The organism is Aquabacter spiritensis (assembly GCF_004346185.1).
Taxonomy (GTDB): domain Bacteria; phylum Pseudomonadota; class Alphaproteobacteria; order Rhizobiales; family Xanthobacteraceae; genus Aquabacter; species Aquabacter spiritensis.
The window spans coordinates 255,790-270,043 of the sequence record NZ_SMAI01000004.1; the positions used below are offsets into that span (position 1 = coordinate 255,790).

Annotated in this window: 11 protein-coding genes; all 11 read left to right on the forward strand. The window is 67.1% G+C overall.

Going from position 1 to position 14,254, the window contains the following annotated elements:
- Nucleotides 1-102 precede the first annotated feature (102 nt).
- The 11 genes from EDC64_RS09290 (at nt 103) to EDC64_RS09340 (ending at nt 14,036) form a co-directional block, all read left to right on the forward strand.
- Nucleotides 103-951 carry an FAD binding domain-containing protein gene (locus EDC64_RS09290; protein WP_132030999.1) on the forward strand — a complete coding sequence of 283 codons (849 nt, stop codon included), beginning with the start codon at nt 103-105 and terminating at the stop codon, nt 949-951.
- Nucleotides 948-1,445 (forward strand): (2Fe-2S)-binding protein, encoded by a 498-nt coding sequence (locus tag EDC64_RS09295; RefSeq protein WP_132031000.1) that lies wholly within the window; start codon nt 948-950, stop codon nt 1,443-1,445. Before EDC64_RS09290 ends, EDC64_RS09295 begins: the two co-directional genes overlap by 4 nt.
- Complete coding sequence (locus EDC64_RS09300; protein ID WP_132031001.1) at nt 1,442-3,871, forward strand: xanthine dehydrogenase family protein molybdopterin-binding subunit; 2,430 nt, start codon at nt 1,442-1,444, stop codon at nt 3,869-3,871. Before EDC64_RS09295 ends, EDC64_RS09300 begins: the two co-directional genes overlap by 4 nt.
- A gap of 29 nt (nt 3,872-3,900) precedes the next feature.
- Nucleotides 3,901-5,151 (forward strand): ABC transporter substrate-binding protein, encoded by a 1,251-nt coding sequence (locus EDC64_RS09305; protein ID WP_132031002.1) that lies wholly within the window; start codon nt 3,901-3,903, stop codon nt 5,149-5,151.
- A 97-nt stretch (nt 5,152-5,248) separates the two neighbouring features.
- On the forward strand, nt 5,249-6,124 hold the full coding sequence (locus tag EDC64_RS09310) for a branched-chain amino acid ABC transporter permease (RefSeq protein WP_132031003.1): 876 nt from the start codon (nt 5,249-5,251) through the stop codon (nt 6,122-6,124).
- 8 nt (nt 6,125-6,132) lie between these two features.
- On the forward strand, nt 6,133-7,122 hold the full coding sequence (locus EDC64_RS09315) for a branched-chain amino acid ABC transporter permease (protein ID WP_245504618.1): 990 nt from the start codon (nt 6,133-6,135) through the stop codon (nt 7,120-7,122).
- Entirely contained in the window at nt 7,119-7,868 is a 750-nt protein-coding gene (locus EDC64_RS09320; protein WP_132031004.1) for an ABC transporter ATP-binding protein, read from the forward strand. Before EDC64_RS09315 ends, EDC64_RS09320 begins: the two co-directional genes overlap by 4 nt.
- A 2-nt stretch (nt 7,869-7,870) precedes the next feature.
- Nucleotides 7,871-8,575: an ABC transporter ATP-binding protein gene (locus tag EDC64_RS09325; RefSeq protein ID WP_132031005.1), complete on the forward strand. Its 705-nt coding sequence runs from the start codon at nt 7,871-7,873 to the stop codon at nt 8,573-8,575.
- 394 nt (nt 8,576-8,969) lie between these two features.
- A complete protein-coding gene (locus EDC64_RS09330; protein ID WP_245504619.1) occupies nt 8,970-11,198 on the forward strand; it encodes a TonB-dependent receptor in 2,229 nt (742 codons plus the stop codon).
- Nucleotides 11,199-11,233: 35 nt separating this feature from the next.
- Complete coding sequence (zigA, locus tag EDC64_RS09335) at nt 11,234-12,451, forward strand: zinc metallochaperone GTPase ZigA (protein ID WP_132031006.1); 1,218 nt, start codon at nt 11,234-11,236, stop codon at nt 12,449-12,451.
- Between the two features lie 103 nt (nt 12,452-12,554).
- The gene (locus EDC64_RS09340) at nt 12,555-14,036 is read left to right on the forward strand and encodes a methyl-accepting chemotaxis protein (RefSeq protein ID WP_132031056.1); all 1,482 of its coding nucleotides are present in this window, start codon (nt 12,555-12,557) and stop codon (nt 14,034-14,036) included.
- Nucleotides 14,037-14,254 lie beyond the last annotated feature (218 nt).

Here is a 14,254-nt window from a genome sequence, read left to right on the forward strand (position 1 = left end):
TGATAGTAATCGACCGATCATTACCATGGACGTTCGACAGGGCAGCGGCTTCAGGCCAGAATGCCCCGCACACGCCGCGACAGACGGCGGGAGGAGACGTCCGTGAAGCCAGCCACTTTCGCTTATGCGAGAGCGCAATCGGTTGCCGAAGCCGTCGCGGCGCTCGCCGCGCATGGGGACGAGGCGCGCCTGATCGCGGGAGGCCAGAGCCTCGTCGCGATGCTCAACATGCGCCTGTCCGCGCCCCGCCTGCTGATCGACATCAATGCCATTTCCGGCCTGTCGGAGATCGCGGTCGAGGGCGATGGTCTGCGGATCGGCGCGCTGGTGCGCTACACGCAGGCGCTGCGCGCGCCGCTGGTGGCGCGGCACGCCCCGCTTCTCACCCGCGCCATCCCCCATATCGCCCATGCCGCGATCCGCAATCGCGGCACGCTCGGCGGCTCCGTCGCCTTCGCCGATCCCGCCGCCGAAATGCCCGCCTGCATCCTGGCGCTTGGCGCCGACATCGCGATCAGCGGCCCCGACGGCGCGCGCGTGGTGGCGGCCGACGATTTCTTCCTCGGCCTCTACGAGACCGCGCTCGGCCCGGCCGACATGTTGACCGGGCTGAACCTGCCGCTGCACGGCCCGGACCGTCGGGTCGGCTTCGCCGAATTCGCCCGGCGCCACGGCGATTATGCCATGGTCGGGCTCGCCGCGACCGCCACCGCGCGCGGGGCGGGGCTCGGCGACGTCCGGCTCGCTTATTTCAGCATGGGGCCGTGCGCCGTGCGGGCGCGGGGCGCGGAGCAGGCGCTGGAGGCCGGCGATCTCGACGCGGCGGTCGCGGCGCTGGAGGCCGATCTCGATCCGACCGGCGACATCCACGCCTCCCGCGACACCAAGATGCATCTCGCCGGCGTGCTGCTGCGGCGCGTCGCCGGCCAGCTTTCGGAGCAGCCGCAATGAGCGCCGAACTCGAAACCGTGTTCGATCTCACCCTCACCGTGAACGGCGTCGCACATCACGAAAGCGTCGAGGCGCGGCGCCACCTCGCCGATTTCCTGCGCGAGGATCTCGGCCTCACCGGCACCCATATCGGCTGCGAGCACGGCGTGTGCGGCGCCTGCACCGTGCTGATGGACGGCGAGATCGTGCGCGCCTGCCTCACTTTGGCGGTGCAGTGCGAGGGCCGGCACATCGAGACCATCGAGGGCCTGTCGGATTCCGGCCGGATCGCCGGCCTCCAGGAGGCGTTCCGCACCCGCAACGCGCTGCAATGCGGCTATTGCACGCCCGGCATGCTGATCGCCGCCTCGGCCTTGATGGATATCGAGCCGGCGCCGGACCGCGCGGAGATTCGCGAACACATCTCCGGCAATTATTGCCGCTGCACCGGCTATCACGCCATCGTCGACGCGGTGGAAGCGGCGCTCGCCGCCCGGACGGAGGGCGCCCGATGACCCGCGACGTGCCCTCGCCTTTGACCGCGCTCGACCGGCCGAACTCCTATATCGGCCGCGCCGTGCCGCGCCCCAATCTCGCCCGTCTCACCGAGGGGCGGGGCGAATATGTCTCCGACCTCGTCCTGCCGCGCATGGTCCATGTGGTCTATGTGCGCTCGCCCCACGCCCATGCCCGCATCCGCGCCATCGACGCCGCCGAAGCGAAGCGCGCCAAGGGCGTGGTCGCCGTGGTCACCGGGCGGGAACTGGCGGAGGTCTGCACCCCCTGGGTCGGCGTATTGACCCATATGGTCGGCCTGAAATCGGCGCCGCAGCACGCCATGGCCGTGGATCGTGCCTGCTGGCAGGGCGAGGCTGTCGTGGCGATCGTCGCCCGCACCCGCGCGCTCGCCGAGGATGCCGCCGAACTGGTCGAGATCGATTACGAGCCGCTGCCCGCCGTCACCGACATGATGACGGCGCTCGATCCGCAGACCCCGGTCATCCATCCCGCGCTCGGCGACAATCTCGCCTTCGAGCGCAATTTCACCGGCGGGGATCCCGCCGCCGCCTTCGCCGCCGCCGACCATGTGATCGAGGCGGATTTCGGCTTCGGGCGCCATACCGGCGTGACGCTCGAGCCGCGCGCCATGGTGGCGGACTTCAATGCCGGCACCGGCCGCCTGACCGCCTATCTCGGCACCCAGGCGCCGCACATGATGCAGAACATCCTGTCGATCCATCTCGGCATGAGCGAGCAGCAGATCCGGGTGGTGTGCAAGGATGTCGGCGGCTCGTTCGGCATCAAGGTGCACGTCTATGCCGACGAGATGGCCACCGCGGCCTTGTCGAAGCTCCTGAAACGGCCGGTGAAGTTCGTCGCCGACCGGCTGGAGAGCTTCCTCACCGACATTCATGCCCGCGACCACCGCCTGAAGGGGCGGATCGCGGTCAAGGCGGACGGCACGATCACCGCCTTCGAAATCGACGATGTCACCGGGATCGGACCCTATTCCGTCTATCCGCGCACCAGTGCGGTGGAAGCGAACCAGGTGGTGAACCTCACCGGCGGCCCCTATGCCTGCCCGAACTACAAGGCCCGCGCCCGGGTGGTGTTCCAGAACAAGACGGTCACCTGCCAGTATCGCGCGGTCGGCCATCCGATCGCGACCGCGGTCACCGAGGGGCTGGTGGACCTCGCGGCGCGGCGCATCGGCATGGATCCGGTCGAGATCCGCCGCAAAAATCTGATCCGCGACGACGCCTATCCCTGCGCCTCGGCGACCGGCCTCAAATTCGAGGCGCTCTCGCACCATGCGGCGCTCGACAAGCTCCTCGCCATGATGGACTACCCGAAGCTGCGCGCCGAGCAGGCCGCGCTGCGCACGAAGGGCATCCATCGCGGCATCGGCTTTGCGAGCTTCATCGAGATCACCAATCCCGGCGCCGCCTTCTACGGCGTCGGCGGGGCGCGGATTTCGTCCCAGGACGGCGCGGTGGTGCGGATGGACGCGACCGGGGCGGTCACGGTCCAGACCAGCGCCACAGAGCAGGGGCAGGGCACCGAGGCGGTGATCGCCCAGGTGGTCGCGACCGCGCTCGGCGTGCCGCTCGACATCGTGCGGGTGATCAGCGGCGATACCGACCAGACCCCCTATGGCGGCGGCACCTGGGCCTCGCGCGCGGCCGGCATCGGCGGCGAGGCGGCCTGGCAGGCCGGCAAGGCGCTGCGCGCCAATGTCGTCGCGGTCGCGGGCGCCATCCTCCAGGCCGACCCGGACAGTCTCGACGTGCGCGGCGGCGCGGTGGTGGATGCCGCGAGCGGGCGCGAGCGGCTGTCGCTCGCCGAACTCGGGCGGATCGTCTATTTCCGTCCCGACACGCTGCCCCCCGGCTTCCAGGCGGAACTGATGGCGGTGCGCCATTATGTGCCGCGCGGCTATCCCTTCGCCTTCACCAACGGCATCCAGGCCTCCTATCTCGAAGTGGAGGACGGCTTCGTGAAGCTGCTCGGCCATTGGGTGGTCGAGGATTGCGGCACCATCCTCAATCCGCAGCTGGTCGACGAGCAGGTCCGCGGCGGCGTGGTGCAGGGGCTCGGCGGCGCGCTGTTCGAGCAGTGCGTCTACGATGCCGAAGGCCAGATGCAGAATGCCAGCATGGCCGACTATCTCGTGCCGATGGCCTGCGAGATGCCGGACATCCAGGTCGGCCACATCGTCTCGCCCACCGCCGACAGCGAACTCGGGGCCAAAGGCGCGGGGGAGGCGGGCACGGCCGGCGCGCCGGCGGCGGTGATGAACGCGATCAACGACGCCCTCGCGCCGTTCGGCGCCACCTTGACCGAAATGCCCTTCACCCCCGACCGCATCCTCTCCGCGCTGAAACAGGCGCGGCAGCGCGGCGGCGCAGATGTCGCCGCCCCCGCCGGGACCCCCGCGTAACTCAAACCATAATCATCGGGAAGGACGCCATGAGCCCCAAGGACGTGTTGACCATCTCCCGCCGCACCCTGCTCAAGGGCGCCGCGTTCGGTGCCGCTGCCGGTCTTGCCGCGCCGGCCTATCTGCGCACCGCACGCGCCCAGTCGGGACCGATCAAGATCGGCTTCCCGGTGCCCATCACCGGGCCCTATTCCACCGAGGCGCAGGACCAGGTCCGCTGCGCCGAGATCGCCATCGCGATGTTCAACGAGGCCGGCGGCCTCAATGGCCGCAAAGCCGAGCTTCTGGTGCGCGACGACAAGCTCAATCCCGGCGAAGGCGCGACCCGCGCGCTGGAACTGATCGAGAGCGACAAGGTGAACTTCCTGTGCGGCTCGCTCTCCGCTTCGGTCCAGCTTTCGGTCAACCAGGTCGCGAAGCAGCGTGGCGTGATCTACAATTCGATCAGCCAGTCGGACTCGATCAACGAGGCCGCCGACTTCTCCAAATACACGTTCCACGAGGCGCTGAACCCGCACATGACGGCGGGCGCGGTGGGGCGCTACGTGTTCCCGAAATTCGGCAAGCGCGTCGCCTTCCTGGTGGCGGACTATGCCTATGGCCATGAAATGGCCCGCGGCTTCCGTACCGCCGGCAAGGAATTCGGCATCGAGGAGGTGGTGGAGATCAAGCACCCGCTCGGCCAGACCGACTTCTCAACCTTCTTCCCGCGCATCCAGGCGGCGCGGCCCAATGTGCTCGTGGTGTGCAATTTCGGCCGCGACCAGCTCAACACCGTGAAACAGGCGACCGATTTCGGTCTGAAGCAGCAGATGAAGATCGCCTTCCCGGTGCTGCTGTTCTCGCAGCGTCTCGCCGGCGGGGCCGGGCCGTTCGAGGGGGTGTTCGGCGGCGCCAATTATTATTGGGGCCTCGAGGACAAGTTCCCGTCCGCCAAGCGCCTCAACGACGCCTATCGCGCCAAGCACAACAATGCCGTGCCGACGGATTACGGCGCGCTCGGCTTCGCCGGCATCTATGCGCTGCTGGAAGGCGCCAAGAAGGCCGGCGGGACCGATCCGGACGCCGTGATCGCGGCCCTGGAGGCGTTGAAATACGACGCCTATAAGGGTCCGGAATATTTCCGCAAATGCGACCATCAGGCGGTCCAGTCCGTCCTGGTGCTGGAATCCAAGCCCCAGGCGCAGGTGAAGTCGCAATACGACGTCTTCAACGTCGTCGAGATGCAGCCGCCAGAGGAGAAATTCCTGCGCTCCTGCCAGCAACTGGGCCACGGCTGATCCGGGTCGACCCCGGCGGGAAGGAGGCGGGCGCCCGCCCCCTTCCCTGTCCGATCCATGCCACCGCCGAAGACCGCTTCAGGGATCCCATCGCCGCATGACGTTCGACCTGATCCTCCTCCAGATCTTCACCGGGGTCGCCCTCGGGTCGATCTTCGTGCTGGTCGCCCTTGGCCTCTCGCTGATCTTCGGCCTCCTCACCATCGTCAATTTCGCCCACAGCCAGTTCTTCATGCTGGGCGCCTATGTCGGCGTCGCGGTGCTGGGGCTGACCGGCAATTTCTGGGTCGCGCTGCTCGCCGTCCCGCTCATCGTCGGGGCGATCGGCATGGTGTGCGAGCGCGTCCTGATCCGCCCGCTCTACGGGCGCGGCATCGACTATCCGCTGCTGCTGACCTTCGGGCTCGGTCTGATCATCCTGGAACTGGTGCGCATCGTCGCCGGCACCGAGGGGATTCCCTTCAACACGCCCGAGGGGCTGACCGGGGCGATGGATCTCGGCGTGTTCTTCTTCCCGAAATATCGGCTGTTTCTGATCGCCGTGACCGCGCTCATCCTGGTCGCGCTCTGGGTGTTCCTGGAGAAGACGCCGTTCGGCCTGATCATCCGGGCGGGGGCGCGCGATCCGGAGATCGTCCAGGTTCTGGGCGTCGACGTGTCGAAGGTCTGGCTGATCGTGTTCGGCATCGGCACCGGGCTCGCCGCGCTCGCCGGGGTGCTCGCGGCACCGATCCGCGGCGTGTTCCCGGAAATGGGCGTGCCGGTCCTGGTGGAGGCCTTCGTGGTGACGGTCGTCGGCGGCATGGGATCGTTGCTCGGGGCGGTGATCGCCGGCCTCGCCGTCGGAATCACGCTCTCCATGACCTCGCTCTTCTATCCTGAAATGACGACGCTCTCGATGTTCGTTCTGATGGCGGTCGTCCTGATCTTCCGACCGCGCGGCCTGTTCGGCCGGGCCGGCGTGCTGGATTGAGGTCCGCCATGGAATCCAACACGCGTCCCGCCGCGACGGCGAAGGCCGGCCCGATGGGTGGCCTCGTCGCCGTGATCGCCCGCCACCGGGTGCTCGCCGCTCTGGTGGTTCTCGCGGCCCTGCCGTTCGTGACGCCCTACGAGGCGCTGGCGGTCAACATCCTGATCTTCGGGCTCTATGCGATGGGGTTCAACCTCATCTTCGGCTATGCCGGCATGCTGTCCTTCGGCCATGCCGCTTTGTTCGGGCTCGGCGCCTATGGCTGCGGCGTGTCGATCGCCAAATTCGCCATTCCCTGGTTCCTGGCGCTGCCGATCGGCATCGCCGTGGCCGGGATCGGATCCGTGGTCATCGGCTGGTTCGCCATCCGCTCACGCGGCATCTATTTCGCGATGATCACGCTCGCGCTGTCGCAGGTGGTCTATTATTCGGCCTATCAATGGGTCTCGCTCACCGGCGGCGAGGACGGGCTGCGCGGCGTCAACGTGCCCGCCATCGACGTGTTCGGCCTGCATTTCGACATGCTGGATCCGCTGGTCAAATATTACGTCCTCTACGCCCTCGCGGCGGTGGCGATCGCACTGTTCTCGCGCATCCTCCATTCGCCCTACGGGGCGGTGCTGGAGGCGATCCGCGAGAATGAGACGCGCGCGCTCGCCTGCGGCTACGACGTCGCGCGCACCCGCTGGCTGGCCTTCATTCTGTCCGGCGTGTTCTCGGGCTTTGCCGGCGCGCTCTATGCGATCCACCTCTCCGTGGTGCCGATCGAGACGCTGAACTATTTCAACTCGGCGGAGGTTCTGATGATCACCCTGCTCGGCGGCATGGGCACCTTCTTCGGGGCTTTCGTCGGCGCCTATGTCTACATCATGCTGCAGGACGTGATGACGGTGGTCACGGTCCATTGGCAGCTCGTCGTCGGCATCCTGTTCGTTGTGCTGATCCTGTTCTTCCCACGCGGGATCTGGGGCTCGCTGCTGAAATGGGTGCGGGCATGAGCGCGGCGCCTCCCATCATGGCGGTCCAGAATGTGGTGAAGCGCTTCGGCGGCTTCACGGCCCTCAATGACGTCACAACCAGCTTCGCGGCCGGGCGCTTGACCTCGGTGATCGGGCCGAACGGTGCCGGCAAGAGCACTTTCTTCAACGTGCTCTCCGGCAGCTTCCCGCCGACCGAAGGCCGGGTGTTCTTCAACGGCACCGACATCACCGGCACGCCGCAGCACAAGCTCGCCCATATGGGCATCGCCAAGTCGTTCCAGATCACCAGCCTGTTTCCCAAGCTCACGGTGCAGGAGAATGTCCGCATCGCCGCCCAGGCGATGCGCTCGCGCTTCGGCCTGTGGCAGCCGCGCAGCGCCTTGAACCTGAGCGATGCGGTCGAGGCGCTCCTGCTGCGCGTCGGCCTTCAGGACCGGCGCCATGAGAGCGTCGACACGCTGGCGCACGGCCAGCAGCGCTCGCTGGAGATCGCCGTGGCGCTCGCCTGCGAGCCCAAGCTCCTGCTGCTCGACGAACCCACCGCCGGCATGAGCCCGGAGGAGGCGCGCGAGATGATGGACCTGATCCTGAAGCTCAATGCCGAGCGCACCGTGATCCTGGTCGAGCACCGCATGAAGCTGGTGATGGGCATTTCGGACCGCATCGTGGTGCTGCACCACGGCACCCTCCTCGCCGAAGGCACGGCGGACGACATCCGCCGCCACGACGAGGTGAAGCGGGTCTATCTCGGACAGTCGGTGTAGCCATGCTCCAGGTCGAAAACCTCAATGCCTGGTATGGGCGCAGCCACATCCTCCAGGGCATCGGCTTTACCGTCGGGCAGGGCGAGGCGGTCTGCCTGATCGGCCGCAACGGCGCCGGCAAGACGACGACGCTGCGCACCGTCATGGGGCTGGTCGCCCGGCGCACCGGCGCCGTGCGGTTCAAGGGCGAGGACATCATCGGCGCCCCGACCCACCGCCGGCTCGGCATGGGCCTCGCTTACGTGCCCGAGGACAGGCGCATCGTGCGCGGCCTCACCGTGCTGGAAAATCTCCGTCTCGGCCTCGTCGCCTCGCCCAACCGCCACAAGGAGGCGGCGGTGATCGACCGCATCGCCGAGACCTTTCCGCGCCTGCGCGAGCGCCTGCACCAGGCGGGCGACACGCTGTCGGGGGGCGAGCAGCAGATGCTGGCGATCGCCCGCGCCCTCGCCGCCGACCCGGAAATGATCATGCTGGACGAGCCCTCCGAGGGCATCATGCCGGTTCTGGTGGACGAGATGTTCGAGCTGTTCGCGCGGCTGAAGCGCGAGGGCCTGACCATTCTCATCGTCGAGCAGAATGTCGAGCGCGCGCTCCAACTCGCCGACCGCGCCTATATCGTGGACCAGGGCGAGATCGTCCATTCCGGTCTCGCGGCGGATCTGATGGCCAATCCCGAGATCCAGGAAAAATACTGCGCCATCTGAGAGTGGCCGAGCGGCGGAGCGCCCCGCCTGGGTGGGGCCGCAGGCTCCCCCGCGCCCGCGCCCGTCCGGGGGCGCGGGGATCGGCGCGGGAGTGAGACCCGGATGTGCGCGGTCGACCGCGTCGCGGTCCGGTCCCGAACACGACCGTATCGGAACCCGTCTCTCGATCTTCGAGCGCGGGCGTCTGCCGATCGCCCTGCGCGGCGTCGCGGTCGGACATGCCTGCGTCGGAATGGGCGTGCGGCCGCCGGCCTGATCAGCGGCAAAAAGGAGCCGCACCTCCTTCCTTGCGGCCTGCGGGAGCGCATCAACAGATATAAAGTATCATTTTAGCTTGTCATCCAGGTCGCCATCCTTCAAATGATACATAGTATCTCAAGAGGGTCCGATTGCCGTGACACGCCGCCTTTCCCGTCCTGCCGGTCTGCTCCTGCCCATCGCCACGCTGGCACTTTTTCCGGAGATGGCCGAGGCGCAGCAGACCTCTTCTTCCTCCGCCGCGGTCGAATTGCCGGCCATCACCGTCTCGTCCGCCAGCCCGGTCGTCGCCTCCGACGGCGGTGCGGCGGCGTTCTGGAATTACGGCTCCTTCTCCTTCGTCACCGGCGCGTTCGTGCCCGTCACGGTGGTCGGCCAGAGGCAGATCGAGCTCAACCCCACCTACACGCTGGGCGACGTGCTGTTCACCCAGCCGGGCATCACGTCGAGCACGTTCGCGCCCGGCGCCAGCCGGCCGATCATTCGCGGCCTCGACAGTTTCCGCGTGAAGATGGCGGAGGACGGCATCGATGCCCTGGACGTCTCGACGCTCGGTGAAGACCATGCCGTGCCGATCGATCCGTTGTCGACGCAGCGCATCGAGGTGATCCGCGGCCCGGCCACGCTGCGCTACGGCTCCCAGGCCATCGGCGGCGTGGTCAATGCCGAGAACAACCGCATCCCGACCGAGCTGACCGGCGACGGTTACCGCGTCATGATGCAGGGGGCGGGCACAACGGTCGATCGCGGGCTCGAGGGCGCCGCCAGCATCGACGCCCGGCAGGGCGCGGTCGCCTTCCATGCCGATGCTTTCGGCCGCACGGCGTCCGACTATTCGATCCCCGGCGGCGGTGTTCAGCCCAATTCCTTCGTGCGCACCGAGGGGCAGTCGGTCGGCCTCACCTATAATTTCGATCAGGGCTATATCGGCACCGCGCTCGTGCGCTTCGCCTCGAATTACGGCATTCCCGGCGGCGAGGAAGCCGCGCTCCAGACCAATATCGACATGGAGCAGATCAAATGGCTCACCAAGGGCGAATTCCGTCCGCTCTCGGGTCCGGTCGAGGCGGTGCGCTTCTGGACCGGCCTCTCCCGCTATCACCACAATGAACTCGGTCTTCCGCATCAGCACGAGGACGAAGACGACCACGATCACGAAGACGGCGAGGAGCACGCCGAGCACGAGGAGGAATTCGACCCGCTCGGCACTGCCCAGCGGGTCCACGGCACCTTCAACAGCAAGGCGTTCGAGGGCCGGGTCGAGATCCAGCACGTGCCGTTCGCGACCGCGTTCGGCGTCTCCCGCGGGGCCCTCGGCTTCCAGATCAATTACGACGATCTCGATACGTTCGGCGAGGCGCGCGAATTCCTCGCGCCGGCGCGCACCTTCATCGCAGCATCCTATCTGTTCGAAGAGGTGGAGATCACGCCGTCGACCCGCTTCCAGGCGGCTGGACGCATCGAGACGGTGCGCATCAACGGCGCAGCCGGCGACATCCCGGACACCTATCTGCCGCCGCCGGACGACCTGACGACGACGCCCGCCGAGCGGTCCTTCGTGCCGGTCAGCGTTTCGCTCGGCCTGCTCCAGGATCTCGCCCTCGGCATCACCGGGCGCCTCACCGCGCAATATGTCGAGCGCGCGCCCTCGGCCCTGGAGCTGTATTCCAAGGGCGCGCACCATGCGACCGGCACCTTCGACATCGGCAATCCGGATCTCAACACCGAAGGCGCGGCAAGCTTCGAGATCGGGTTTGCGCGGACCGAGGGCGCTTTGCGCTTCGATGCCAGCGCCTATTACACGCGGTTCGACGGCTTCATCTACAAGCAGCTCACCGGCGTCACCTGCGACGAGGCGTTCGCCTCCTGCGGCATCGAGGACGGCGAATTCCAGCAGATCGTCTACAACCAACGCAACGCGACCTTCTACGGCGCCGAGGTCAAGGCCCAATACGATGTGGGTGAACTCGCCTCTGGAATTTGGGGTGTCGAGGGGCAATACGATTTCGTCCACGCGACCTTTTCGGACGGCTCCTATGTGCCGCGCATGCCGCCCCACCGGCTCGGCGGCGGGCTCTATTGGGGCGACGGCGCGTTTGCGGCGCGGGTCAATCTCCTGCACGCCTTCGCCCAGGACGACGTGGCCGCGTTCGAGAACACCACGCCCGGCTACAATCTCCTCAATGCCGAGCTGAGCTACAGCCGTGCCGTCGGCACGCTCGGCCTCAATCCGGTGGTCCTGACCGTGGGGCTGACCGGCACCAATCTGCTCGATGCCGACATCCGCAACTCGGCCTCCTTCAAGAGCGAGGAGGTCCTGCTGCCCGGCCGAAACCTGCGCGGCTTCGCGAAGGTGACCTTCTGATGTCCGTGAACGACCCAACCTCCGGAGTGGCATCCATGCCCGATGCGCGACTGCCCGTCACCGTCCTGTCCGGCTTTCTCGGGGCCGGCAAGACCACGCTCCTCAATCACATCCTCGCCAATCGCGACGGCCTGCGCGTCGCGGTGATCGTCAACGACATGTCCGAGGTGAACATCGACGCCGAACTGGTGCGGGCCGGGGACGCCAATCTCTCCCAGACCGAGGAAAAGCTGGTGGAGATGACGAATGGCTGCATCTGCTGCACGCTGCGCGACGACCTTCTGACCGAGGTGCGCCGGCTCGCCGGCGAGGGGCGTTTCGATTATCTTTTGATCGAATCCACCGGGATCGCCGAGCCGCTGCCGGTGGCCGCGACTTTCGACTTCCGCGACGAGGACGGGGTTTCGCTCTCCGACGTCGCCCGGCTGGACACGATGGTCACGGTGGTGGACGCCGCCCAATTGCTCGCGGATTTCGCCAGCCGCGATTTCCTTGCCGATCGCGGCGAAACCGCCGGCGAGGATGATGCGCGCACCTTGGTCGATCTGATCACGGACCAGATCGAATTCGCCGACGTCATCGTCCTCAACAAGATTTCCGAAGTCGCGCCGCAGCGTCTCGCCGACGTGCGCGGCGTGATCAAGGCGCTGAATCCGGACGCGGAACTGATCGAGACGGACCATGCCCGGGTGCCGCTGCGCCGGGTGCTCGGAACCGGCCGCTTCGACTTCGAGAAGGCCAGCCAGCATCCGGTCTGGTTCAAGGAATTGAACGGTTTCCGCGACCACGTGCCGGAGACCGAGGAATACGGCGTCTCGAGCTTCGTCTACCGGGCCCGCCGGCCCTTCCATCCCGAGCGGTTCAATGCCTTCCTCGCCAAGACCTGGCCCGGTCTCGTGCGCGCCAAGGGCCTGTTCTGGCTGGCGACGCGTCCCCACAGGGTCGGCGAGATGAGCCTTGCTGGTGCGATCTGCCAGACCGGAACGATCGGACGCTGGTGGGCGAGCGTGCCGCCCGAGCACTGGCCGACCCAGCCCGACTGGCGCTCCTGGCTGCGCGCCCATTGGATGCCGGGCTATGGCGACCGCCGGCAGGAACTGGTCTTCATCGGCATGGCGTTGGACGAGGCGGCGATCCGCGCCGCGCTCGACGCCTGTCTGGTCGGCCCGACCGATCCGCGCCGCTTCGATCCGGCCGCCCTCAAGCACCTGCCGGACCCCTTCCCGAGCTGGGAGGCGAGCGCGGTGGCCTGAGGGGCGCGGCTTTCCGCGCGTCCGGCTGAACAAGCGCGCAATGCTCAGGCAAGCCTTGTCGGCACAGTACGGATCCGATGCGCCCGTCATCCGGAGCCCGGGAATGTTGTTTCACAGTCACAAGGACGCGCACCTCACGCTTGATGCGCTCGACCGCTCTCTGGCCGTCATCGAATTCTCGCCAAGTGGGAAGGTTCTGCATGCGAATGCGAATTTTCTCGGGCTTCTGGGGTTTCGCTTGGACGAGGTGGTCGGCCACCACCACGGCATGTTCGTGCTGCCGGAGGAGCGCGCGAGCGAGGGGTACCGGCGCTTCTGGGACGATCTGCGCAAGGGCGAATACAAATCGGCGGAGTTCCGCCGGGTCGGAAAGGACGGCCGGGAAGTCTGGATCCAGGCCACCTACAATCCTCTCATGAGGGGCGGCCAGGTGGCGAAAGTGGTCAAGCTGGCCGCCGACGTCACGGCCCGTAAACGTGCCCAGGCAGAGTTCGAAAGCCAGATCAGAGCGATCGACAAATCGCAGGCGATCATCCAGTTCGACTTGACGGGCATCGTCCTCGACGCCAACGCCAATTTTCTGAACGCGGTCGGCTACGCCCGCGACGAAATCGTCGGGCGGCATCATTCCCTATTCGTCGCGCCCGAAGAGCGGGACAGCCCCGATTATCGCGCATTCTGGCAAAAGCTCGCCCACGGAGAGTTTCAGGCCGCCGAGTATCGGCGGATCGGGAAGGGCGGAAAGGAGGTCTGGATTCAGGCCTCCTACAATCCGGTCCACGATGCCGCAGGCCGTCTGGTGAAGGTCATCAAGTTTGCGACGGACACGACGCCACAGGTGCGCGATCGCCGTCGCCGCGAGGAGGTCCAAAGAGCCATCGACGCCGATCTCGGACGGATCTCCTCGGAAATCTCCGACGCCAGCCGCCGGGCTGCCGACGCGGTCCGCGCGACCGGCGTCACCTCATCGAGCGTCGAGGCGGTGGCGGCCGGGGCCAGGCATTTGTCGACGTCGGTCAATCAGATCAGCACTCAGGTCAACACCGCTCTGGAACTGTCCCGCGAAGCCGTCGAGGAGGGCGAGCGGACCCGGGCGGTGATCGGCGGCCTGGCCGAGGCGGCGGGGCATATCGGCACCGTCGTCGACCTCATCACCAGCATCGCGTCGCAGACCAACCTTCTCGCGCTCAATGCGACGATCGAAGCGGCACGGGCGGGCGATGCGGGCCGAGGCTTTTCGGTCGTCGCAAGCGAGGTGAAGAGCCTCTCCGCCCAAACCGCCAGGGCCACCGGCGACATCGCGACCCAGATCGCCGCTGTTCAGACCCGGACGGAACAGACGGTCGCGGCGCTCAAGGCGATCGCCGAGCGGATCGGCGGGTTGAACTCGGTCTCGGCGACCATCGCCACCGCCATGGACGATCAGGCCGCCATGGCCCGCGACATTTCCCAAGGCATGCACGCGGCAGCGCAGGGCGTGCAGACCATCCGGCACAATATGAGCGCGATCGCCGACTCCACCGAGCAGGTCGAGCAGGCGACCCGGCAGGTGCGGGAAACCTCGCGCCTGATCGCTTCCGCGTGAGCCTGCCGACCCCGATCTGATGCTCTGACGGACAATCGCCCGAACAAGCCGGTGGCCCGGGCGCGGGCGCGCGTCCGGGGTCGGAAAATGCTGCAACGCCATACCAAAAATAGCCGTTGCCTTGGCCTCGTGCTGCAGGCAGCGTGCGAGCGAATGTCTCTTCCACCGAATGACCGTCGCCAATTCATCTCGTTTTTCAGTGAGTTGTGCGCGGAAGC

Bases quoted from the DNA above. Each gene is read 5' to 3' on its own strand.
- EDC64_RS09295 (WP_132031000.1), top strand. From the start codon at position 948: ATGAGCGCCGAACTCGAAACCGTGTTCGATCTCACCCTCACCGTGAAC.
- EDC64_RS09300 (WP_132031001.1), top strand. From the start codon at position 1,442: ATGACCCGCGACGTGCCCTCGCCTTTGACCGCGCTCGACCGGCCGAAC.
- EDC64_RS09305 (WP_132031002.1), top strand. From the start codon at position 3,901: ATGAGCCCCAAGGACGTGTTGACCATCTCCCGCCGCACCCTGCTCAAG.
- EDC64_RS09310 (WP_132031003.1), top strand. From the start codon at position 5,249: ATGACGTTCGACCTGATCCTCCTCCAGATCTTCACCGGGGTCGCCCTC.
- EDC64_RS09315 (WP_245504618.1), top strand. From the start codon at position 6,133: ATGGAATCCAACACGCGTCCCGCCGCGACGGCGAAGGCCGGCCCGATG.
- EDC64_RS09320 (WP_132031004.1), top strand. From the start codon at position 7,119: ATGAGCGCGGCGCCTCCCATCATGGCGGTCCAGAATGTGGTGAAGCGC.
- EDC64_RS09325 (WP_132031005.1), top strand. From the start codon at position 7,871: ATGCTCCAGGTCGAAAACCTCAATGCCTGGTATGGGCGCAGCCACATC.
- zigA (WP_132031006.1), top strand. From the start codon at position 11,234: ATGCCCGATGCGCGACTGCCCGTCACCGTCCTGTCCGGCTTTCTCGGG.
- EDC64_RS09340 (WP_132031056.1), top strand. From the start codon at position 12,555: ATGTTGTTTCACAGTCACAAGGACGCGCACCTCACGCTTGATGCGCTC.